General features: G+C 53.0%; 23 protein-coding genes, 1 other RNA gene and 1 pseudogene. 17 read left to right on the top strand and 8 right to left on the bottom strand.

From position 1 onward, the window contains the following. Window positions 1–56 precede the first annotated feature (56 nt). The 6 genes from phnD (at window position 57) to ACT3R4_RS06775 (ending at window position 4,823) form a co-directional block, all read left to right on the top strand. Entirely contained in the window at window positions 57–1,022 is a 966-nt protein-coding gene (phnD, locus tag ACT3R4_RS06800) for a phosphate/phosphite/phosphonate ABC transporter substrate-binding protein (protein ID WP_172117627.1), read from the top strand. A 79-nt stretch (window positions 1,023–1,101) separates the two neighbouring features. Beyond that, window positions 1,102–1,938 (top strand): phosphonate ABC transporter ATP-binding protein, encoded by an 837-nt coding sequence (phnC, locus tag ACT3R4_RS06795; RefSeq protein ID WP_193056531.1) that lies wholly within the window; start codon window positions 1,102–1,104, stop codon window positions 1,936–1,938. Next, window positions 1,935–2,771, top strand: coding sequence for a phosphonate ABC transporter, permease protein PhnE (gene phnE / locus ACT3R4_RS06790; RefSeq protein ID WP_441678185.1), 837 nt, complete (start codon window positions 1,935–1,937; stop codon window positions 2,769–2,771). The genes phnC and phnE (ACT3R4_RS06790) overlap by 4 nt, the downstream gene beginning before the upstream one ends. A gap of 16 nt (window positions 2,772–2,787) precedes the next feature. Further along, complete coding sequence (gene phnE, locus ACT3R4_RS06785) at window positions 2,788–3,603, top strand: phosphonate ABC transporter, permease protein PhnE (RefSeq protein WP_441678187.1); 816 nt, start codon at window positions 2,788–2,790, stop codon at window positions 3,601–3,603. Window positions 3,604–3,640: 37 nt separating this feature from the next. Continuing rightward, window positions 3,641–4,270 (top strand): histidine phosphatase family protein, encoded by a 630-nt coding sequence (locus ACT3R4_RS06780; RefSeq protein WP_193056528.1) that lies wholly within the window; start codon window positions 3,641–3,643, stop codon window positions 4,268–4,270. A 64-nt stretch (window positions 4,271–4,334) separates the two neighbouring features. After that, the gene (locus tag ACT3R4_RS06775) at window positions 4,335–4,823 is read left to right on the top strand and encodes a C40 family peptidase (protein ID WP_172117623.1); all 489 of its coding nucleotides are present in this window, start codon (window positions 4,335–4,337) and stop codon (window positions 4,821–4,823) included. Window positions 4,824–5,013: 190 nt separating this feature from the next. Here ACT3R4_RS06775 and ACT3R4_RS06770 read toward each other — a convergent pair whose 3' ends face one another. Continuing rightward, window positions 5,014–5,604, bottom strand: a complete 591-nt coding sequence (locus tag ACT3R4_RS06770) for a putative metalloprotease CJM1_0395 family protein (protein ID WP_441678189.1) — start codon at window positions 5,602–5,604, stop codon at window positions 5,014–5,016. A 126-nt stretch (window positions 5,605–5,730) separates the two neighbouring features. Between ACT3R4_RS06770 and ACT3R4_RS06765 the strand changes: the two genes are divergently transcribed. The 4 genes from ACT3R4_RS06765 to ACT3R4_RS06750 all read left to right on the top strand — a co-directional run bounded on the left by ACT3R4_RS06765 (window position 5,731) and on the right by ACT3R4_RS06750 (window position 10,155). Beyond that, complete coding sequence (locus ACT3R4_RS06765) at window positions 5,731–5,958, top strand: DUF2835 family protein (RefSeq protein WP_087108764.1); 228 nt, start codon at window positions 5,731–5,733, stop codon at window positions 5,956–5,958. 204 nt (window positions 5,959–6,162) lie between these two features. Further along, window positions 6,163–6,741: an antibiotic biosynthesis monooxygenase gene (locus ACT3R4_RS06760; protein ID WP_441678191.1), complete on the top strand. Its 579-nt coding sequence runs from the start codon at window positions 6,163–6,165 to the stop codon at window positions 6,739–6,741. Between the two features lie 128 nt (window positions 6,742–6,869). Further along, a complete protein-coding gene (locus tag ACT3R4_RS06755; protein WP_172117620.1) occupies window positions 6,870–7,541 on the top strand; it encodes a glutathione S-transferase in 672 nt (223 codons plus the stop codon). A 7-nt stretch (window positions 7,542–7,548) separates the two neighbouring features. Next, window positions 7,549–10,155 carry an EAL domain-containing protein gene (locus ACT3R4_RS06750; protein WP_441678193.1) on the top strand — a complete coding sequence of 869 codons (2,607 nt, stop codon included), beginning with the start codon at window positions 7,549–7,551 and terminating at the stop codon, window positions 10,153–10,155. A gap of 80 nt (window positions 10,156–10,235) precedes the next feature. Here the strand turns inward: ACT3R4_RS06750 and nhaD are convergent, their stop codons facing one another. Further along, window positions 10,236–11,711 carry a sodium:proton antiporter NhaD gene (nhaD, locus tag ACT3R4_RS06745; RefSeq protein WP_193053211.1) on the bottom strand — a complete coding sequence of 492 codons (1,476 nt, stop codon included), beginning with the start codon at window positions 11,709–11,711 and terminating at the stop codon, window positions 10,236–10,238. 494 nt (window positions 11,712–12,205) lie between these two features. On the opposite strand from nhaD, the gene ACT3R4_RS06740 reads away from it, so the two are divergent. Together ACT3R4_RS06740 and ACT3R4_RS06735 are read left to right on the top strand one after the other, a co-directional pair. Continuing rightward, window positions 12,206–13,174 (top strand): TAXI family TRAP transporter solute-binding subunit, encoded by a 969-nt coding sequence (locus tag ACT3R4_RS06740; protein ID WP_441678195.1) that lies wholly within the window; start codon window positions 12,206–12,208, stop codon window positions 13,172–13,174. Window positions 13,175–13,348: 174 nt separating this feature from the next. After that, window positions 13,349–15,050: pseudogene (locus ACT3R4_RS06735) on the top strand (TRAP transporter permease). Window positions 15,051–15,079: 29 nt separating this feature from the next. On the opposite strand, the gene ACT3R4_RS06730 reads toward ACT3R4_RS06735, so the two are convergent. From ACT3R4_RS06730 to ACT3R4_RS06720, 3 genes are all read right to left on the bottom strand, one after another. Then, complete coding sequence (locus ACT3R4_RS06730) at window positions 15,080–15,625, bottom strand: hypothetical protein (protein WP_441678197.1); 546 nt, start codon at window positions 15,623–15,625, stop codon at window positions 15,080–15,082. Window positions 15,626–15,684: 59 nt separating this feature from the next. Next, window positions 15,685–16,644, bottom strand: coding sequence for a calcium/sodium antiporter (locus ACT3R4_RS06725; RefSeq protein ID WP_441678240.1), 960 nt, complete (start codon window positions 16,642–16,644; stop codon window positions 15,685–15,687). Window positions 16,645–16,765: 121 nt separating this feature from the next. Further along, window positions 16,766–17,791 carry a CNNM domain-containing protein gene (locus ACT3R4_RS06720; protein WP_441678199.1) on the bottom strand — a complete coding sequence of 342 codons (1,026 nt, stop codon included), beginning with the start codon at window positions 17,789–17,791 and terminating at the stop codon, window positions 16,766–16,768. A 366-nt stretch (window positions 17,792–18,157) separates the two neighbouring features. On the opposite strand from ACT3R4_RS06720, the gene ACT3R4_RS06715 reads away from it, so the two are divergent. After that, window positions 18,158–18,835: a ZinT family metal-binding protein gene (locus tag ACT3R4_RS06715; protein ID WP_441678202.1), complete on the top strand. Its 678-nt coding sequence runs from the start codon at window positions 18,158–18,160 to the stop codon at window positions 18,833–18,835. A gap of 150 nt (window positions 18,836–18,985) precedes the next feature. Further along, window positions 18,986–19,384 (top strand): lysozyme inhibitor LprI family protein, encoded by a 399-nt coding sequence (locus ACT3R4_RS06710; protein ID WP_441678203.1) that lies wholly within the window; start codon window positions 18,986–18,988, stop codon window positions 19,382–19,384. 65 nt (window positions 19,385–19,449) lie between these two features. Here ACT3R4_RS06710 and ssrA read toward each other — a convergent pair. Continuing rightward, window positions 19,450–19,828: a transfer-messenger RNA gene (gene ssrA, locus ACT3R4_RS06705) on the bottom strand. A 45-nt stretch (window positions 19,829–19,873) separates the two neighbouring features. Then, entirely contained in the window at window positions 19,874–20,365 is a 492-nt protein-coding gene (smpB, locus tag ACT3R4_RS06700; RefSeq protein ID WP_087108742.1) for an SsrA-binding protein SmpB, read from the bottom strand. Window positions 20,366–20,491: 126 nt separating this feature from the next. On the opposite strand from smpB, the gene ACT3R4_RS06695 reads away from it, so the two are divergent. Then, entirely contained in the window at window positions 20,492–20,926 is a 435-nt protein-coding gene (locus ACT3R4_RS06695; protein WP_441678205.1) for a type II toxin-antitoxin system RatA family toxin, read from the top strand. Next, window positions 20,916–21,227 carry an RnfH family protein gene (locus ACT3R4_RS06690; protein ID WP_087108738.1) on the top strand — a complete coding sequence of 104 codons (312 nt, stop codon included), beginning with the start codon at window positions 20,916–20,918 and terminating at the stop codon, window positions 21,225–21,227. Before ACT3R4_RS06695 ends, ACT3R4_RS06690 begins: the two co-directional genes overlap by 11 nt. 5 nt (window positions 21,228–21,232) lie before the next feature. Here ACT3R4_RS06690 and ACT3R4_RS06685 read toward each other — a convergent pair whose 3' ends face one another. Continuing rightward, window positions 21,233–21,703 carry an outer membrane protein assembly factor BamE gene (locus tag ACT3R4_RS06685; protein WP_441678207.1) on the bottom strand — a complete coding sequence of 157 codons (471 nt, stop codon included), beginning with the start codon at window positions 21,701–21,703 and terminating at the stop codon, window positions 21,233–21,235. 72 nt (window positions 21,704–21,775) lie between these two features. On the opposite strand from ACT3R4_RS06685, the gene fur reads away from it, so the two are divergent. Then, on the top strand, window positions 21,776–22,228 hold the full coding sequence (fur, locus tag ACT3R4_RS06680; RefSeq protein WP_018917582.1) for a ferric iron uptake transcriptional regulator: 453 nt from the start codon (window positions 21,776–21,778) through the stop codon (window positions 22,226–22,228). Window positions 22,229–22,271 lie beyond the last annotated feature (43 nt).

Below are 22,271 nucleotides of genomic sequence, written 5' to 3'. Positions count from 1 at the left end.
TTGTCATCTAGCGTCGGCAGGATGGCGCTATCTTTGAACAACCTTCCAGGTGACGTATGCATGCTGTGACTCTTCCCCGTACTTTGATCAGCGCTGCTGTTGTCAGTGCCTTTGCTCTGGTTGCCGTTAATGCATCGGCAGACCTCTCTGCGCGCTATGTTGATAACGACGGCGACATGGTGGCGGATGCACCCACGGACGAGTCGCAGTGGGTCGACCCCGATACGTTGGTATTTGCTTATACACCGGTTGAAGACCCGGCTGTTTACGCGGATGTTTGGGCCGGTTTTTTGGACCATCTGAGTGAAGCCACAGGCAAAGACGTTCAGTTCTTCCCGGTGCAGTCCAACGCGGCACAGCAAGAAGCGCTGCGCGCTGGCCGCCTGCATGTAGCGGGCTTTAACACCGGTGGTGTTCCGGTTGCCGTGAACTGCGGTGGCTTCCGTCCGTTTGCCATTATGGCAGCAGACGACGGCAGCTATGGCTATGAAATGGAAATCATCACCTATCCAGGTAGCGGTATTGAGTCGGTTGAAGACCTCGAAGGCCGCCAATTGGCGTTTACTTCTGAGACCTCTAACTCAGGCTTCCGGGCACCTTCTGCGCTGCTGCGTTCTGAATATGGCATGGAAGCAGGGGAAGCCTTCGAGACAGCGTTCTCGGGTTCCCACGATAACTCCATTCTGGGCGTTGTGAATCAAGACTACGACGCAGCGGCCATTGCTAACTCCGTTGGCACGCGCATGATTGCCCGGGGCGTAGTTAATGAAGGCGATTACGACATTATCTACACCTCAGAAACCTTCCCCACCACAGCGTACGGTTTGGCGCATAACTTGAAGCCTGAACTGGCTGAACAGATCCAAGACGCGTTCTTCAGCTACGACTGGGAAGGGTCTGCGCTACAGGCTGAGTTTGCCAACTCGGGTGAAGCGCAATTTATGCCGATTACCTATGAAGAGCACTGGTCCGTTATCCGCACGATCGCCGATGCTAACGGTGTGACGTACGAATGTGACTAAGTAAGCCCTTAATTTTGCAGTTACTCGGCCAGAAGGTTAATCCCTTCTGGCCGTTACATTATGTAGATGAGATAGAGCGATGTTGACACTCAGCGGCGTTACCAAACGCTATCCAACCGGGGACCGTGCGCTTACCGATATCGAACTTACCCTGCCTAAAGGCCAGGTGATGGCGCTTATCGGCCCCTCTGGTGCGGGTAAAAGCACCCTGATTCGCTGTGTAAATCGCTTGGTAGAGCCTACGGCGGGCAGCATTTGCCTGGAAGGAACAGAGCTTACCAGGCTTTCGGGCAGCGGCCTGCGTAAGGCACGCCGCTCAATGGGCATGATTTTTCAGGAGTATGCGCTGGTTGACCGCCTGACCGTGATGGAAAACGTGCTTTCCGGACGGCTTGGCTACGTGGGCTTCTGGCGTAGCTTTTTGCGTCGCTATCCGCAGGATGCCGTCGCTGAAGCGTTTCGTCTGCTTGAGCGGGTAGGCCTGCCTCATGCTATTGATAAGCGCGCCGATGCGTTGTCCGGTGGCCAACGTCAGCGAGTGGGGATTGCTCGGGCACTGTTACAAAGCCCCAAGCTGCTACTGGTAGATGAGCCAACCGCCAGCCTGGACCCCAAAACCTCACGCCAGATTATGCGCCTGATTCGTGAGCTTTGTGCTGAGCGCGAGTTGGCGACGATTATCAATATTCATGACGTGGCGCTCGCCCAGCAGTTTGCGGACCGTATTGTGGGTCTGCGGGCTGGCCAGATCGTGTTTGATGGCCGCCCTGACGAGCTAACCAGCGAGATTCTCACCACGATTTATGGCGAAGAGGATTGGGATACCTCCCCTGAACCTGCCGATGAGCCTGACAGTGAAGCCGTTTCCTGTGAGCGTCGCTCTGTCGCAGTTGAGATGGCTGGGGTAGCGCCATGAGTGAGCAGAGCTCTGCGTATTTTGAAGCCCGCCAACACGCGGCCCGCCAGGGGCATTGGCGTCGGTTACCTCTTGTGCATAGCCAGTGGTTGCGTTGGGCTATTGCCTTGGGTGTGGTGGCTTACCTGGGGTTGGCGCTGGCCTCTGTTGAGGTGAACTGGGCACGTGTGGCGGAAGGTACCAGCCGCGGGCTGCGTTTTATTAGCGCGTTTGCGCAGCCTGATTTTTTCAGCCGTGGTAACGATATTATCAATGGGCTGGTCGAGAGTTTGACCATGACGCTTACCTCCACGGTCATTGGGGTGGCGCTCGCGATCCCCGTGGGATTAGGCGCTGCACGCAACATTGCGCCGCTGCCGATTTATTTCGTGTGCCGTAGCATCATTGCCGTCTCACGTACCTTTCAAGAGATCATTATTGCGATCATGTTTGTGGTGATGTTTGGCTTTGGCCCGCTGGCGGGGATGATTACGCTGGCGTTTGCCACTATCGGCTTTATGGCCAAGCTGTTGGCAGAAGATGTTGAAGACCTGGATTGGCGCCAGGTAGAGGCAGTGAGAGCGACCGGCGCCAGCTGGTGGCAAACCATGAATCACGCCATTCAGCCTCAAGTCATGCCGCGCTTAATTGGCCTTTCCATGTACCGTTTGGATATCAATTTTCGTGAGTCGTCAGTGATCGGCATTGTTGGTGCAGGCGGAATAGGCGCCACGCTGAATACCTCGCTTAGCCGCTATGAGTACGATACGTCGGCCGCCATTTTGTTGATCATCATCGCTATTGTGCTGCTGTGCGAATACAGCTCTAGCCATGTCCGCCGTTGGACGCAGTAATCTCCGGAGAATCTATATGCCTGTTTCAACCTCCCGGCAAGGGATCCCGGTATGGCGGCTACGTACCACGCGTGCCCAGTGGCTGCAATTTAGTGCATGGCTCGTTGGGGTTAGCCTGTTCCTGTTCTGCTGGAAGGTGATTTCCGACAACACCATGTGGGTGTTTGTTGAGGATGCTGGACGCCAGGGCAGTGATCTTTTAAGCCGGATGATGCCCCCCAAATGGGAATACGCCAATGTGCTGTGGAAACCCATGTGGGACACGCTGAACATTGCCACCCTGGGCACCACCTTGGGAATAGTGATGGCGTTTCCTGTGGCGTTTCTTGCCGCGCGTAACACGACTCCGCATCCTCTTGTGCGAAGCCTGGCGTTGATGGTGATCGTGTCGTCACGCTCTATCAATTCGCTGATTTGGGCCATGCTGTTGGTAACGATCTTGGGTCCAGGCGTCCTGGCAGGCATTATCGCCATTGCGCTGCGCTCTATTGGGTTTGTAGGCAAGCTTCTTTATGAGGCCATTGAGGAAATTCACCCGACGCCTGTCGAGGCCATCAGCGCAACCGGTGCCAGCCGATTACAGATTATGAACTACGGCGTTCTGCCTCAGATCATGCCAGCGTTTGCGGGTATCAGTGTTTACCGGTGGGATATCAATATTCGTGAATCCACCGTGCTTGGCCTGGTGGGCGCTGGGGGGATCGGGCTTCAGTTGAATGCCTCTATCAATATGCTTGCCTGGAAGCAGGTCAGCGTTATTTTTGTCATGATCTTCGCCACGGTATTGGTCTCGGAATGGATATCCGCCCGTGTCCGCCACGCGATTATTTAACCCATGGACTGATAAATCGCCAAGCGAGGAGTTCTGAATGCGGTTTCCTGATGCTGATGTCACCACCATTGATTTGCTGCGCCATGGCGAACCCGTTGGCGGGCGTATGCTGCGCGGTTCTACTGACCATCCGCTGAGTGAAACCGGCTGGCAGCAGGTAACGGATGCCATCATGCGCCATACCGTTGACGGCAGGCCGCCTTACGATGCGGTGCTTACCTCGCCGCTTATGCGCTGTCGTGAGTTTGCGCTGTGGTTAGGTGAAGAGTTTGAGTTGCCAGTACAGATTGAAGACGATCTTGCCGAATTGCACTTGGGACGCTGGGAGGGCAAAACCCACGCTGAGGTGTTTAGCGAGGAGGGCTCCGCGCCGATGAGCGCTTTCTGGAACAGCCCCGAGACTGTATCACCACCGCAGGGCGAGGCGATGGATGTTTTTGATTCACGGCTTGCTGAAGTATGGCAAAACGTGTTGGCAAACCCGCCCGGTAAGCATGTGTTGGTAGTGGCGCATCTGTTTGTTTGCAATGGCCTGCTGCGCCAGGTGCTGGGGCAACCGTTAGGGCGTGTATTGGCAATGGATTTGCCTTACGCTGCGATGAGTCGTGTACGCCACGAACGCCATGCGTTAGGCGAAACCAGCTTTATTGAGTGGATTGGCCGTTAGTTGAGCTTGGCGCTGCCCTTCAGTTTGCGCCATGATAAGGGCATTGCCACAAGGAGAGCAGCTAATGCCCATCACGTTGGGAAGGTTTACGTTCGCTTTGATGATGTTAATGTGGCTTTCGGGCTGTGCCAGCCGTGATGTCGCTATCGCACCCCCTTCCTCGCCCGCCGAATCCCGCGAAGGGCTCTCCATGGAGCGCGTGCTGATCCTGGCCCACGCTCAGCAGGCCATTGGCACGCCTTACCGCTTTGGCGGCAATACGCCCGACGGCCTCGACTGCTCGGGGCTTGTTGAAATGGCGTATCGCGCGGCCGGTATGCGCGTACCGCGCACCGCAGACGCACAGTTCCGTGCGCTACCTTCAGCCAATACCCCCAAGCCTGGCGACCTGCTCTTCTTTGGAGAGCGTAGCAAGGCCACGCATGTAGGCATCTATCGCGGTAACCAGCAGATGATCCATGCACCGGGAAGTGGTCGCGCCGTGGTCAGCGTTCCCTTGGATGTCGACTACTGGCAGCAGCGCTTTTTAGGCGCCGCTGCACTTGCACCTTGATACCTTGCCTGCACCTTTAACGCACCTACTTACGATTACATCCCACCTTATGGGACGTAAGGTCGCTTTTTAATGAGTTCTCTTCGGGCCGAAAAAGCAGCCCTAATGCTTGGCTTTTGCGATGGCCGTTACGAGCCGATTGGCAGTCGCTTACATAACTTCCATAAGCGCTGCGGCTTCGGGGCAGCGGTTAAGCGGCTTGTTCCGAGTCGGCCGCTTCAGGCTCGTTCTGCTCAGGTTCACTCTGCGCAGATCTTGTGGCGCTCTCTTGCTGGGAAGCCTCAAGGCGGGCTTCCAGCAAGTATTGGCGGGCTTGAGCGGCTACCTGCACGTCTTTTGGCGACGGGTCGGCTGGCGCCAGCGCGGCAGCAATCACCGTCTGCATTTTCTCGATAGTGGCCTGTGGGTCCCCCGGGATAGGGCCGTAATCGATAGGCACTTCACCCGCAACGGCGTACTTCTTTCCATCGGGGCCTATTTCATATTCGTAAGTGGCGCCGCCAGTATAGGCCCCGCCGGTAATCTGGTGAGCCATCTCATGCTGACGAACATTCCGGTCGGTCTGCTTTAACTGCTCAATCAGCTTGATTTCTTCCGGCGCTAGAGGCGTTCCATCGGGGCGCGTAGGGGCAGCCGCCTCATTATCTGTTTTGGCCGTTTCGCCTTCGGAGGTGGAAGGCGCTTTTAGCGTGTCCTCGGTGTCGACAGTCGACGACCCACGATGGGAGGTCGTGGTATATGCTGCCCCAACCGGGGAAAAAGCACTGATGGTCGCATCCATAAGCAGTTACCGCCGTTTGAGTCATTACGTTATTGTACGGTTGCGTTACTATAGCGCATTCGTAAACCAATAGAAGCGTGCAAGGGCATGTCACTTGCTGGATAACCGTTTTTAACTGATACCGCTATGCCGTCCATTGATGTGATTCTCCATCTTAGTCCCGATGAATGCTTGGCCCATTATGAAGGGCGCGTTGCCAACGTGCGTACCCGCAGCGTGGATGGGCGTTGGGTGGTGTTTCCCTCCGATGCTATTCGACGTGTGGTAGGGAAAAACGGTGTTCATGGCGTTTTCCGGCTGGAGTTCTCAGCGCAAGGGCGCTTTACGAGTATCCATCCGCTCTCCTATCGTTAATGCATAGGCTGCACGCTTAGAGCGCTTAAGATGGCTTAACGGCACCTGTTAAATAACCCACATGGCATTGCTATTGTCTATATAATTACGTCATCTCATAAGCGGTATCCCTCGCTTATGCCGTTAACGCGATCAGGCTTATCCGCCGGGTCGTTTACAACCTGCTTACCCAGCATTGGTTGTGGTTATATCAGGAGATATACCATGTCTGCCTCACCTGTCACATTGATGGTAGCTCGGCGCATTGCCAGTGGCCGTTACCATGATTTTAATCGGTGGTTGAACGAAGGTCGCGAGCTAGCGGCTGATTTTCCAGGTTATCTGGGCTCAGGAGTGCTAGCGCCACCCGAGCATCACGATGAATATCAGATTATCTTCCGCTTTAGCAGCAGTGAAACGCTCCATGCATGGGAGCACTCGGCTTCACGTCATGCCTGGCTTGTGCGCGGCAAGGGGCTTTATGATGCGCCTCATGAGCACCGTGCCACGGGGTTGGATGCCTGGTTTCAAACCGGCTCAGGCAGTGTGCCGCCTCGCTGGAAGCAGGCCGTTGCCGTTTGGTTGGCCTTTTTTCCTATCTCGTTACTCTTTCAGTGGGTATTTGGCGGGATGTTGGCCGATTGGGCACTGATCCCGCGCGTGTTAGTGAGCACTCTGATATTAACGCCAGTGATGGTGTTTGTGTTTATTCCACTCTCCACACGGTTACTGTCGCCTTGGCTGCGAGGGAAATGGTCACCAATGGATAGGTGGATACATGTGCGGCGCATTAATCGAACATAAGACCTTTTTTTACCTGGATATATGTACTCCATGAGGGGCAACGCTGCTACGCTAACTAAGCTTGCAGTAAAAGGACAACTGCTGCAGGCCTAGCGCCTGCGTATTACATCGTCTTCATGGAGTACTTTATGATTCACGTCCATCATTTGGAAAAGTCGCGCTCACATAGAATTTTATGGCTTCTCGAAGTGCTTGCGTTGGACTATGACATCCATGTATATCAGCGTGATCGTAAAACTCAGCAGGCGCCTGAAGCACTAAAAAACATTCATCCTTTAGGTAAGTCCCCAGTCATTATGGATGGCGAGTTAGTGATTGCAGAGTCAGGGGCAATCATTGATTACTTAATACACACCTACGGAAAAGAGCGCTTGCAACCCTCTGCCGATAATATCGCCGACTGGGTTGATTACCGCTATTGGCTACATTATGCCGAAGGCTCTTTAATGCCACTGCTGGTGATGCAACTGGTGTTTAAAAAGATACCCGCACAGTCTCCCTGGTTAATTAAACCGCTCGCTAAAGGCATTGGCGATAAGGTTAGTCAGCAATTTTTAGCGCCTCAGCTTAAACAGCATCTGGGCTTTATCGAAGATCATTTAGCGCGTAAAGAGAACTTTGCAGGAGAGTGGCCAAGCGGGGCCGATATTCAAATGAGCTTTCCTCTTCAGGCCATAGCTGCCACCCAAACGCTGACAACGTATCCCGCCATTATGCGGTTTGTAGCGCGTATTGATGCTGACCCTGCCTGGCAGCGTGTGGTCGAGCGAGCAGGCCCGCTCACTATGCCAGGCGAGTAACAGGACGATGCAGGATAAGGCTGGATACGTTACTCACCCGCTGTGGTTGATGTCAGGACGACTGCTTGCTCGTACACGCAGAGGCGCTATTAAGGCCGCTACGTTGCTGGGCCTCTGGAGTTTGGCTTTTTCAAGCATGGCCAGCGACACCTTGTTGGTGGGCGTTTATAACAATCCGCCAAAAATATTCGTGGATGACCAGGGGCGTTTGCGCGGCATTTTGGGTGAGCTGCTTGCAGCAATTGCACAAGAAGAGGATTGGCAGCTTGAGAGTATTGCCTGCGAATTCCACCACTGTCTTACCCTGCTTGAACAGGGTGATATCGATATATTGCCCGGGACTGCCTGGGGTGAAGAGCGTGGTGAACGTATCGCGTTTCATCGTGAACCGATTATCCAAAGCTGGTCGCAGATTTATCAGCGCGAAAACGAGCGGGTCGAGGCGATTCTTGACCTTGAACAAAAACGCGTCGCCATTGTAGATGGCTCTATTCAACAGAACTACCTGAGCGCCGTGACAGAACGCTTCGGTGTTGCGGTCACCTGGTTGCCCGTTGATAGCTATGCGGATGCTTTTCAAGCCGTGGCCATGGGGGATGCGGACCTGGCGGTTACCGACCACATCTTCGGAGACTGGCGCGCGCAGGACTATGGGCTATATGAAACGCCCATCATCTTTCAACCTATCCGGCTGTTCTATGCCGGGTCGCCTACTTTGTCGGCAACCATACTGAACCGTATCGACGATGTGCTGCTTGGTTGGAAGCAAAATCCACGTTCAGCGTATTTTAGGATACTGCGTTCCTGGCGTGCCGAAACGCCACCCGATACGATCTCTACCTGGTTATGGGGCGGGCTTGGCCTGTTAACGGCGCTACTGGCTGTGGCACTAGGCAGTGCATGGTGGCTTAAACGGCGTGTCACGCTAAATAGGGCACAGCTCGATGCTAATGAGGCCATGCTGGCCACTATTCTTAATAACGTGGACGCCTACATCTATATCAAAACACCCTCGTTACATTACCAGTTTGTCAACCAGCGGGTGGTTGAGCTCTTTGGGCTGCCGAAAGAGCAAATTCTGGGTAAGAGCGACGAGGCATTTTTTGATCGCACAACCGCGAATGAAATAGCCCAGATTGACCGCAGTGTGATGGAATCAGGCAAAAAAATAACGCTCGAAGAGAGTAACGTACTACGGCACAACGATAAGGTTCGCACGTTTGTTACTATTAAAATGCCGTTGTCCCTCTCCCCAGGCGAGCCCGCGAGTCTGTGCGGTATTTCCACTGAACTAACCGATTACCTTGAGCTGCAATCGCGTACCAATCATCTGGCGTTTTACGATGCGCTGACAGGCCTGCCTAATCGACGCTTATTGATGGAGTCGTTAAGCGGGAAAATTGAGCAGAAGAATACGCCCCATCTCTATAGCGCACTGCTGACCATTGATCTGGATAACTTTCATCTCGTTAACGATATTCAGGGCCATGAAAGTGGCGACCAGTTGTTAATTGATGTGGCCAAGCAGGTGCGGTCGCTGTTACCAGAAGGGGCTGTGTTGGCCCGCTTTAGTGGGGATGAGTTTGTTGCGCTACTGGCAAAGCTGGGCGAGCATCAGGCGGATGCTGCGCTAAGCGCTGAACGCACAGCTAAGCAGTTGTTGGACGCTATCTCCAAACTGCGTACGGGGCGTTCGCTGCCCGTCAACGCCAGTATTGGTATTACGCTATTCGATGGCTCTGATCATAGTATGAACAGCGTGCTCCAACAGGCCGACTTGGCACTTCAGCAGGCTAAAGCCGCGGGTGGGAATACGCTGCGCTTTTTTAATCGCAGTATGCAAACACGCTTGATCGAGCGGGCCAACCTTGAAGCCGATTTACACCATGCGCTGGCACGTCATGAGCTGGCGTTGCACTATCAAACTCAGGTAAATCATCAAGGCATTACCACCGGTGTGGAGGCGCTTTTACGCTGGTGTCACCCCCAGCGAGGCTGGGTGCCGCCATCGACCTTTATTCCTCTAGCAGAAGAGAATGGGCTAATTATACCCATTGGTTATTGGGTGCTTCATTCTGCCTGCGAGCAGCTTGCCAAGTGGGCCAACCAGGCCACTTATGCTGCGCTGACGATTTCCGTTAACGTGAGCTCGGTACAGTTTCAGCAGCCTGAATTTGTACGCAACTTGGAAGGTCTTCTTGCTCAGACCCAAGCGCCGCCTGGGCGGCTGGTGCTGGAAGTCACCGAAAGCCTGTTAATGCGAGATCCAACACGCGTGCGCAATACAATGCTCAAACTGCGCGCGCAAGGTGTTCGCTTTGCGATTGATGACTTTGGTACTGGCTACTCGTCGTTAAGCTATCTTAAACGACTGCCCTTGGATGAACTAAAGATTGACCAGTCGTTTATCCGTGAGCTTTTAACCGATAAAGCGGATGCGGCCATCGTCGATACCACCATTTTGCTGGCAGTGAGCCTTGGGTTAACGGTGGTAGCCGAAGGGGTCGAGAAGCAGGAGCAGTTGGATTGGCTAAAAGGTCATGGCTGTTATCGTTATCAGGGTTACCTGTTTGGCCGCCCGACATCCATTGATCGCTTGTTTGAAAGCTATTAAAAGCTAAACGATAACGCCCTGGATAAGGGCGTTATCTATTGTGGTGAGGAGGTGTGTTAAAAGCAGCGTATCAAGCTGTCTTAAGCGGCGGTAAAGCTTCCTGCATTAAGCCATAAATGAACGGCAATACTGGCGATGTAGCCCAATAGAATAACCGGCGCCCAGCGTAAGTGGCCCATAAAGGTATAAGCGCCGCGTGCTTGGCCCATAACCGCAACGCCAGCTGCTGAACCAATAGAGAGCAGGCTGCCTCCAACACCAGCGGTTAGGGTGATCAATAGCCACTGCCCGTCAGACATTTCAGGCTGCATGGTGAGCACCGCAAACATCACGGGAATGTTATCCACCACAGCGGAGACCACACCCAACACAATGTTCGCCCACGTAGCATCCCAGTTGGTATAAAGCGCCTCGGACAGCAAGCCAAGGTAGCCCATAAAGCCAAGCCCACCTACGCACATCACTACGCCGTAGAAAAACAGCAGTGTGTCCCACTCGGCCCGCGCCACGCGGTTAAATACGTCAAACGGTACCACGCTACCTAACTGCGCCAGTTTCTTGTTATCCCCACGACGACTGTAGCGTTCACGCTTACGCTCCAGCGAACGGGGCAGGCTCTTGCGTAGGTAGAAGCCAAAGAACTGAAGATAACCAAGCCCTGTCATCATGCCAAGCACGGGCGGCAAGTGTAAGAAGGTGTGGCAGATGACGGCGGTTAAAATGGTCAGTAAGAAAAGCACGATAATCCGTCGTGCACCGCGTTTCAGTTGCACATCCTCATACACGCTACCGGGCTTTTGGTCCTTGATAAACAGGCTCATGATCATGGCCGGAATCAGGAAGTTAACCAACGAAGGGAGGAAAAGAGTAAAAAACTCCTGGAATTGAAGAATGCCTGCCTGCCATACCATCAGCGTGGTGATGTCTCCAAATGGGCTAAAGGCGCCCCCCGCGTTGGCGGCGACCACAATATTAATGCACGCCAGGTTAATAAAGCGCTTGTCACCTTCGGCCACCTTGGTGATGACGGCACACATTAGCAGCGCGGTGGTTAAGTTATCGGCAATCGGTGAAAGAATAAATGCCAAGCCGCCGGTCAGCCAGAAAAGCGTGCGATAGTTAAATCCTTTACGCAGCATCCAGGAGCGCAGAGCATCAAATACTCGACGCTCCTCCATGGCGTTGATATACGTCATGGCCACCAGCAGGAACAGCATCAGCTCGGTGAACTCTAAAAGGGTCATGCGAAACGCATATTCTGAGGTTTCTGACATGCCGTTTTGAACGTACACCCAGCCGATGAGGCTCCAAATAATACCTGCCGCTATTAGCACTGGCTTTGATTTACGCATATGAATCTTTTCTTCTGCCATCACCAAGGCATATGCCAAAACAAAAATGGCGACAGCAAAAAAACCGATAAAAGATGTCGTTAAATCAATCTCACCCGTCACAGCAAAGGTCGACACGCTATAGAAAAATAGTAAGGGGGCTAACAAAAAAAGCCAGCGACGAGAAAATCTCGGCTGGCCTGGGTCGCAATCCTGCGTCAACATGATGCGTTTATCCTTATTTAAAGGTGGTAGGAAGGGTTAATAAGCGGCGTTAAGTATAACAAATTGCCTGTTTTCTAAATAAAGAATAAAACCGAATAAAGATCGTTTATTAACTCGCCATGGCATCTTTTTTTAGCAAATTACCCATTTAGCTAATAGTAAGTTTGTTGATAAAGTGCGATACATTTTAACAGTGATTAATCTTTATGGTAATAAACCAAAGTTGCAAGCGATAAGCGATGCAGTAAGACGAACGATGAGTGCCATACTCTGTTTGCCATTATTGCCCGTCAGTGCTGCCTATGCATCGAATTCGGGCTGTCTTGGTCGGGCTACTCCGTTGAGGCACAGCGTTCCTGCTCGGCGTATTACATGCTAATGTTAGCGGCGCTAGGCGGGGCACTGTTCACGACCTGGCCCGCTGGCGTTTATTATTCTTTCAGCGCGACAAAAAAATCAGGCCGTTGAGGTCGCTGGATACCAGGAATTGACACATGCTCCCCTTTATACGCTCTGCTTTATGCACACCCTTACTCGTAGCCACCACGCTTTCACTTAGCCTGGCTGCCCAAGCGGAAACCCGCGTTACCTATAAGTCGGCAACGGCGGGAACGGCTTATTATCAGATGGGCGTCGAGTTATCAGAAGCCATTCGCCAAGGCACGGATGACGCTATTATTCTTACCCTGGAAGAGAGCCAAGGCTCGGTGCAAAACGTGATGGAAGTCATGGCGCGCCAGGGTAACTATGTTTTTACCACACCGCCTGCATTGGTTGACCAGGCCATGGCGGGTGAAGGACCTTTTGCTGAACGTCAGAACCCACGTTTTCAGGAGATCCGCGGCCTGTTTCCCATTCCAGCGATTACCATGCACTTCATCCTGGGCGAGGATAAAGGTGTCGTGGGTATTGAGGAACTTGAAGATAAACATATCCTGATTGGCCGGGGCACGTTCGGCGCACGTGAAGCCGCGCGTTACTTGGCGCTGTTTGGATTGGAAGAGAGCGTACAGGTTGCCGATGCTGCCTTGGGCAGCGGCCCCGACGCGTTAAAAAATGGGCAGATTGACGGCTTTGTAACCGCAAGCTCTTACCCAACGCCCAATATTATCGAAGTGGCTGCGGGCATGCCGATTGCGATGGTGAGTCTCACTGACGAGCAGATCGACATGACCGGCGCGCCGCGTCAGGTAATTCCTGGCGGCACCTACCCAGGTATTGATGAGGACGTACAAACCACGTCGCTGCCGGTCATGGCGTATACCACATCACAAATGGATGACGAAACCGCGTATACGTTGACCAAAACCTTCTGGGAACGCCGTGATGCCATGGCCGAAGAGACCGCGTGGTGGGGCGGTATTACCCCGGAACAGCTCGAAAATATGGCAGGTATGCTGCACCCCGGCGCTCTGCGCTATTACGAGGAAGCCGGCATCGACGTTCCCGAATCGCTGCGTTAATTCTCTCCCAGGCAGTGCCGACGCCACGAGGCCCGCTTCGTGGCGTCGCTATTTGTTGTTGACTCGTTTCTGATAGGCATAGGGCATGACACTTTTTCAACTTCGACGCTAGACGACGAGGCGCCCGCTGTGCGTGGCTGGGTAGCGCTGGGCACCTTAAGCGTGGTTTTCCACATGGGGCTTATCTTTTATGGGTTAACGCCTGCGTTAATTAGTCGACCGCTGCATATGGCATTACTGCTGCCCTGGGTGCTGATATTTATGGCCAAAACGCCTTGGCAGCGGGCGAGCGGCTGGGTACTGACACTACTGGGTGTGGCGGCCTGTGGCTATATCGCCCTTAACGAAGCATCACTGGCCAACCAGTACGGTTTTATCGATAGCCATCTGCAGATGGGAATTGGGCTTTTTTTGATCGCTCTGGCGCTTGAAGCGGCGCGTCGTGCTATTGGCTGGCCCTTACCGTTGGTTGCGTTGCTCGCTTTGCTGTATGGCGCTTTTGGACAGTATGTGCCCGGCACGTTTGGTCACCCAGGTATTCCCCTGCCAAGCATGGTGGGCTCGCTGACCATTGCCGAAGGCGGGCTGTGGGGGTCGCTTACTGGTGTCAGTGTGGGCGTCGTCGCGATTTTCGTTATTTTTGGCGCGGTGCTTAACGCGGGCGAGGCAGGCCAAGGGTTTATGAATCTGGCAAGTGCTGTGGCGGGCCGATTAACCGGTGGCGCGGCGAAAGTCTCGGTGATCTCTTCGGCGCTGATGGGGTCCATTTCCGGGTCGGCCTCCGCCAATGTGGCGTCTACCGGGGCCATTACCATTCCTTCCATGGTGCGTTTGCGTTATCCGAAATCCCTGGCAGGGGCGGTGGAAGCCGTGGCCTCCTCGGGTGGGCAAATCATGCCGCCCTTGATGGGAGCGGGGGCTTTCGTCATGGTGGAGCTCACTGGAACCCCCTACACACAGATTATGGCGGCGGCTGTTTTACCGGCGTTTCTTTACTTTCTAACGGTCTGGATGGGGATTAATGCTTACGCGACTCGGCATGATTTGCAGCCTTTGGATAAAAGCGATCAGCCCAGCCGTAAAGAGGTGTTGATTACCTCACTGTTTTTTGCGGTCCCGTTTGTGTTGCTACTGGCGTGTATTTTTATCAGCGGATACACCCCCTCAGTATGCGGCGAGCATTGCCATTTTCGCCAGTTTGGCCCTGCTGTTTTTTAACGTCACACTGCGTTTTTCTCTTTCCGGTTTTATAGCCCGGTTTATGCTTGCCATGGTGACCGCTGGGCGGCAGATTGCGATGATTGGCGCGATTATTATTTGCGCCTCGCTGGTGATAGGCGTGCTTTCGCTGACCGGGCTTGGGGTGAAAATTACCTCCGGTATCCTGTCGCTTTCCAACGATATGCTGTGGCCGGCGCTGTTGCTGACGGCACTGGCGTGTTTGATTCTGGGCATGGAAGTCCCCACCACGGCCGCTTATGTCATCTGTGTCTCAGTGGCGGGACCTGCACTGACATCGCTGGGGCTTGAGCCGCTCCTCGCGCACCTATTTGTCTTCTGGTATGCGCTACTGTCGACGATTACACCGCCGGTGTGTGGTGGTGTCTTTATCGCGGCGGGCATGGTGGGAGAGAACTGGCTTAAGGTAGCGCTGAAGGCCATGGCGCTGGGCATCGGGCTTTATATCATTCCGCTAGCAATGGTCGCTAACCCTGACATGATTCGGCTTGCCTTTGACCCCGCTGGTGCGCTGTTCGATACCGCCAAGGTGGCCGTAGGCTTGGGGGCGATCTCCTTTGGCATCATTGCCCATAAAGCGCTCTGGCTGCGCCTGGCGCTTGTGGTGGTGGGCGCGCTGATTATCTTCGCACACTAGCTTGCCGGGTTCGTCGCTGCCAATGTGCGCTATAAATGCAGCGGCGAATCTTCATTCAGCGCTTCGGTGGCGTAGATAACCCAGCTATCAATGGCCGGTCCTAGCGAGCGTACCAAGGTTAGCGTGTCAGGTGCCTGGGCCAATGCTTCTTCTGCACAAATGCCGGCTTGATAACGACCTTCGATTAATCCATTGGCAACGTCGACGGTTGTCGGTGCCTCAATGATCGTCTTGAACGCGCTTAAATCAGTGTAGTAACGCGTGGCAGGCTGAAGCGCGATGTGTTCTGGTTCGGAAGCATCACGACGGGCGAGCAGCGCCAGCGGCTTACTGCCCGCAATAAACGTATCGACTGGAAAGGCGCGATGCATATAGCGACCTACGCAGTCGGCATGGCTGAAGTGGGCCGTACATTGCAGTACATGGGTTAGTTCTCCGGCCAGCAGTGCCTCGAAAGCCGCCTCAAACGTGTCGAAGAAAATACATTGGCCGCCATGCGCTGCCCGACCACTGAGATAGCGCTCAGCGACCAGCGCATGATTGTTGCCTTCAGGCCCCAGAGTACCAAGAATCATTGTGCTTCCTTATGCCGTTAACGCCGTATGGTCGAGCGCAAGCCGTTGTCGTAAAAAGCCTAACTAATCACTGTAAAACTGGCCGTTAAATACGCTATATATCCTACCAGGAGCAATAACCCCTCACCACGTGATAAACGTAGGCCGGTATAGAGGAAAGCAATCAGCAGCGCAGAGGCGCCCAGCATTACCCACTGGTCAAAGGATGCCATGCGCTCAACAAGCGGTAGCGGCTGAAGAAAGGCGGAGACGCCCAGTATGCCGAGTAAATTAAAGATATTGCTGCCCAGAATGTTGCCCACTGCCACATCGGCATGACGCCGCAGCGCCGCGATCACCGATACCGCGAGCTCAGGTAGTGAGGTGCCGATCGCCACGATGGTAAGCCCGATAACCGCTTCTGAAATCCCCAGCGCCTGAGCAATGCCGACGGCGCCATAAAGCAGCAATTGGGAGCCGCCGATCAGTAGAGCCAACCCGCCGATTAAAGCCACCACGATAAACAGCGTGCTGCTGGGCAGTTGGGTCACTTCCTCTGCCTCGGCCGTGTGTAGCTCGGCAGAAGGGGAGTGCTGGCCGCTTTCGCTGCGGTAGGCCCATACCAGATAAGCCGCCAGGCTTGCGAGTAGCACTGCTGCATCGAAACGCCCCAGGCTGCCGTTAAACGCTAAAAGAATAAACAGCCCAGTGGCGAGCATCATTACCAACCCATCGCGCTTAAGCGCTTGGGGCTGGGTGGTCAGCGGGCAGATAAGTGCACAAAGGCCCAGAATCAACAGGATATTGCCGATATTGCTGCCGACCACATTGCCAATCGCAATGTCGGGCTGCTGGTTCATGGCGGCATGGATCGAGACCACCAGTTCAGGCGATGAGGTACCAAAGCCGACAATCACCAATCCGGTAAACAGCGGTGATACGCCCAGCCGTTTGGCCCCGGCGACGGCGCCGCGAATCAATCCTTCGCCACCTAGCGTTAAAAGCACAATACCGGCTAATAAACTCAGTCCATAAAGCAGCATAAAGGGCCTCTCATGTAGTCTAAGCGCTTATTGTTAGTGACTATAAGCGTAAACTCGGTACGTGGCGAGACACATTATTTTTCAGCCATAGGGGGTTAAAATATTCGCTAAGGGTCAGCTAGTGAAGGGGCGTATCGGACGTTACTTGCTTGAGCCAACGCTGCTTTGCATGGTTTCTAAGGTTCTGAATTTTATCCGTTTCATCTACAATATCCTGCCCCAAAATCGTTTCGATAACGTCTTCAAGGGTAATAATGCCAAGCCATGTCCCATGTTCATCATGGATCACACGCATATGGTGGCGGCTGGTTAGCATGTCGGTAAATACCTGCTCAACGCTTGCGCTATCGGCGATGGTCCCCATTGGGTGCATCAACGTTTGCATGGTTTGGCCAGGCTCGGCGTGATAAACATCAAGCTTATGTACATAGCCTAACGCCTGCTCGTTTGCATCCATCACAGGGTAGCGCGTAAAAGAGAGCTTGCCGAAGCGCTCATCGAAAGCGCTCACCGTCATTTCTGGGGTGACCGTTTCACTGACGGCGCGTGGTGTCATCGCCTTGGTCACCGGAATCTCATGCAGATTAAGGATATTAGTGATCGTGCGTGTTTCATCATTATCCATCACTTTTTCCTCCAGGCCTGCGCGCGCTAATACTTTTATTTCACTGCGCACATCAATGCCTTCATCCGCCTCACCCAGCCGTTGAGTAATCATTTTTGATAGCCAGATAAAGGGCATTAACACCACCATTAAGGTATTTAAAATAGGAGGTAGAAAAGGAGCCAAACGGCGCCAGTAGTTGGCACCTAGCGTTTTAGGGATAATTTCTGAAAATACCAGGATGAGGATTGTCATAACTGCCGAGGCAACAGCGACATACACATCCCCAAATATAGCGGCTACCTGGGCGCCTATCCCCGTTGCGCCCGCCGTATTGGCGATGGTGTTAAGCGTTAAAATAGCCGCAAGCGGGCGGTCGATGTTGGCTTTTAACGTATCAAGTGCTTTATGTAATTTAGGGCGCTCTTCTTTAAGCTGAGCAATATAGCTTGGTGTAATCGACAGTAATGAGGCTTCAAGTATCGAACAAAGGAAAGAAGCGGAGATAGTTAAAATAACAATGATTGTTAAGAGCACCATATATAATGTCTCGCCAGATAAAGAGAGCGTTAAGCTCTTTATAGTTAAGCTATTTTGACTGTCAATAAAATGGCGCCGACTTCTAATTTATGTTGTTTTAATAAAAGCTATATAATGTATAACCTCTTCGAAAATAATTTCTACTTCGACCAAGTTTGGCGACTGGTTGGCTAGTGATAATGGCTCCGTTGTGCTTGTTGGATCTGGCATGGCCGGTACGATGATGGTCGACCCGCTTGCCGCCAAGAACCGTTAGGTGCTTTAACGCTTCAGGCCAACATGCTTTGTTTGATTGATGTTATGTTATAATGTATCTTTTGTGATGATTTAAGAACCATTCATTCTCTGAAAAAGGAAGTCTGAAAAATGCCATTACTTTCATCAAAAGCACTCAGCGGATTAGCCATCAGCTTGCTGGCATTGGCGGGTATTCAGCCGGTGGTTGCAGATGACAAGCATGAACACCACGACCATGATCACTCCCGTGGTCATTCGCACGACCACAGTAGTGATATTTATTCCGGGCATTTCAGTGATGACCAAGTAGCGGACCGTCCACTTTCCGACTGGGAAGGTGATTGGCAGTCCGTTTATCCTTATCTAGAGGATGGCACGCTGGATGAGGTGTTTGCTCATAAAGCCGAGCATGGCGATAAAACGGCTGAAGAGCACAAGGAGTACTACGACACTGGTTACCAAACAGCGGTTGACCGCATCGTTATTGAAGGCAATAACGTCACTTTTTATGAAGACGGCGAAGAGAGCACGGGCGAGTATCAATATGACGGCTACGAGATTTTAACCTACGACGCAGGCAATCGTGGCGTGAGGTTTATTTTCGAGTTAGAGGGTGAGAGCGCTGAAAATCTTCCTCAGTACATTCAATTCAGCGACCACGATATCTACCCAACCGACGCGCACCACTTTCACCTCTATTGGGGCGATGATCGCGAAGCACTGTTGGAAGAAGTCTCTCACTGGCCGACCTACTATCCATCCGATTTAGACGGTAATGAAATCGCTGAAGAAATGACCGCTCATTAAGGTCGAGCCACCTTTTTTTATAGCTAGTTGATGGGCGCCAGCAGAAATGCTGGCGTTTTGCCGTTATGGGCGAATGAAAAAGAGGCTAATCTGTAAGGCAGGTAGCGTTCTTGCTACCACGTTGGCTTTATTCACCAAATAGGTACGACGATGCGACTACTTTCACGATGGGCAGGTATGGGGCTTTTGATCTTCAGCGGCTTGGTAAGCGCTAATGAAGAGTGTGCTAGCCCTGAAACCCAAGCGGAAATGACGCAGTGTTCAGCGAAAACGTATCAAGCGGCTGATGATGAGCTTAATGAGGCTTATCAGGCGTTGATTGGAAGGCTTGAGAATAATGATTTATCGCTTGAGAAGCTCAGAGTGGCCCAGCGCAAGTGGATTGATTTTCGTGACGCCGAATGTGCGTTCGAGAGTCGCGCGGTCGAAGGGGGAAGCGCCCAGCCCATGGTGCGTAATGGCTGCCTTGAAGCGCTCACCAAAGCACGTACGCAAAGCCTGCAAGAGCATGCCAGCTGCGAAGAGGGCGACCTTAGCTGTGTAAGGTAGCTAATACAAAGGCTGCCTTTAGAAACAAAAAAAGCACCGCTAGGTGCTTGATTTGTAGGGGTGTCTGGTGGAGGCGGCGGGAATTGAACCCGCGTCCGCCAGCACGCGCCTATTGGCTCTACATGCTTAGATTTCGTCATTTGTTTTAACGCCACTGACTCCGACGATCAGGATTCAGCAACGCGAGCCTTCTAAAGTTTAACGCTTGGCGAGAAGACACCACCAAACGCGGTCCTATCAGCTTTAGCTCGTATCCCCTCAATGATGAATAGGCACATCACCTTGGGGCCAGACAAGAAGCTAACAGTTTAAGCTGCTAGCGCGCCTTGAGCGTAGTTTTCGTCATTTGCGACTATTTTTTCGTGATGTGGGATTTACGAGATACATCACGCTCTCGGCATGCACCGCAAGGGTTGTCACCGGCGTCGAAACCATGTCGCCCCCTTATTTCAGATGAGCATTCTAACGTGCTCACACCTGATTGACCAGTTAAGCCTTGTTATGTTCCCGCATAATTCGTCCTTTTTGACGGCTCCAGTCACGATCTTTTTCTGTCGCCCGCTTGTCATGCAGCTGTTTACCGGTCACCAACGCCAATTCGCACTTCACTTTATTGCGCTTCCAATAGAGCTTGAGCGGCACGCAGGTGTGGCCCTTGTCTTGGGTAATCGAAAAGATTTTGGCGATTTCTTTACGATGCAGCAGTAGTTTGCGCGTGCGCGTAGGGTCGGCAATTTCATGAGTGCTTGCTGTATTAAGCGGCATGATGTGGCTGCCAAGCAGGAATGCCTCGCCGTTACGCACCAGAATGTAGGTGTCGGTAAGCTGAGCTTTACCCGCTCGCAGGCTTTTGACTTCCCAGCCGGCGAGTGCCAAACCCGCTTCAAAGGTCTCATCGATATGGTATTCGAATCTTGCCTTCTTGTTCTGGGCAATAACGCTGCTGCCGGGGCCCTTGCTGTTACCTTTCTTAGTGGCCATGAAACCTCATCTATAATCTGTCGGTGGCACCCCCTTCGTTATATGGGGAGGCGTGATACCATTCAAGGTCTGAATAAATGTTTCCCATGATACGCTTTGGGCACTGTGAAGTCAGCGGAGAGGTCAATGCCAACCGTCAATCGTTCCGCCCTGGTGCGGCACACCCCCCAGCAAATGTTCGATCTGGTCAACGATTTCGAACACTATCCCGAGTTTTTACCAGGCTGTCGTCAGGCGCGTCTGGTAGAGCGTGACGCCACCCATTTAATTGGGGAAATGACGCTGGGCCGTGCGGGGATAGAGCAAACGATCACTACACGTAACGACCTGTTTGCCCCCGAGCAAATCGAGATGTCGCTGGTAAAAGGGCCATTTAAGCGCTTGAAAGGCCACTGGCGGTTCACTCCGATGGGAGATAATGCTTGCAAGGTGAGTCTGGAAATGGAATTTGAGTTTGCCAGTCGCCTGCTCAGCATGGCCTTTGGTCGATTGTTCCAGCAAATAGCCGGTCAATTGGTAGACGCTTTCACTAAGCGCGCTGACGAGCTGTATGGACGGTGATCGCCTTCAGGTAGAGGTCGCCTTCGCATTGCCTGCCAAACAGCGCCTAGTGGCGCTGGAAGTACCTGAGGGCACCACTGCCCGGCAGGCGGTAGCGCTTGCTAACCTGCCTCAACTGTTTCCGGAATTGCCCGAAGACACGTTCAACAAGGCGCCGCTGGGTATTTTTGGCAAAGCGCTACGCAACCCCGAGACGCAAACATTGCGCACCGGTGATCGTGTCGAAGTATATCGCCCGCTTGAGATCGACCCTAAAGCCGCCCGCCTGGAACGTGCCAAACGCCAAGCAAGCGGCCAGTAACGTTGTTACTCAGCGCGCAATACGGGCTGAGGTGCGGGTGCTGTCTCCGGTGTTTGCGTGCTTATATTCTCTTGGGGAAGAGTATTCAGCGGGTCAGCGCCTTCAACGGCAGGCCCCAGACTGGAGTCGGTGCTTAGCGGAAGATCGGTGGAAAAATCGCCCTGCTGCTGAACGTTGGCTAAGCGGCCCATCGGGTCAAAAGTAAGTGTGACGCGTCGCTGTACAACGCCACCGTACGCTTCGTCCAATCGATAGACGTAATCCCACTGGCTTGAATCAAACGGGGCTTCCAACAAAGGGCGGCCCATAACGTAGGTGACCTGCTCCTGCGTCATGCCCGGCTGAAGCTGGCTAACCATTTCTTCGGTTACCAGGTTGCCTTGTGGGATGTCACGTTTGTAAACACCGACGTAACTACAGCCACTTACAACAGTAAGGGCAACGGAAAGCGTAATGATGCGAGTCAATTTTTGCATTTGGACCTGTTCTTCACTATCGTGGTTTCGGTCGATCATACCCGACCTAACCTGTTACTGCGAAGAGCAACCATGGCCGATCAGAACCATGAACTGCGCAAAGCCGGGCTGAAAGTGACCCTGCCGCGCGTCAAGATCCTTCAGATTCTCGAAAATGCTTCGGGTCAACACCACCTTAGCGCAGAAGAAGTGTATAAAACACTGATTGATGCGGGCGAGGATGTTGGCTTGGCAACCGTTTACCGCGTGCTGACGCAATTTGAATCAGCAGGTTTGGTAATTCGTCATAATTTTGACGGTGGCCACGCTGTCTTTGAGATGACGCAAGAAGACCATCACGACCATATGGTGTGTTTGGAAAGTGGTGAAATCATCGAGTTTCTTGATGACATCATTGAACGACGCCAGCAAGAAATTGCAGAAGAGCACGGCTACGAGCTTGTCGATCACGCTCTGGTACTTTACGTACGCCCTCGCGGGTCGGACGTAACGCGCCAGGTTAACGTGTCGATCAATAAAAAATAGGGTTTCCCGCAAACCTGTTTTGGCCGCGACGAACCCCCCATGC

It is taken from the genome of Halomonas sp. AOP7-E1-9 (assembly GCF_052376035.1).
In the GTDB taxonomy this organism is placed as follows: domain Bacteria; phylum Pseudomonadota; class Gammaproteobacteria; order Pseudomonadales; family Halomonadaceae; genus Vreelandella; species Vreelandella citrativorans.
This window is presented reverse-complemented; position numbering and strand designations above follow the sequence as displayed.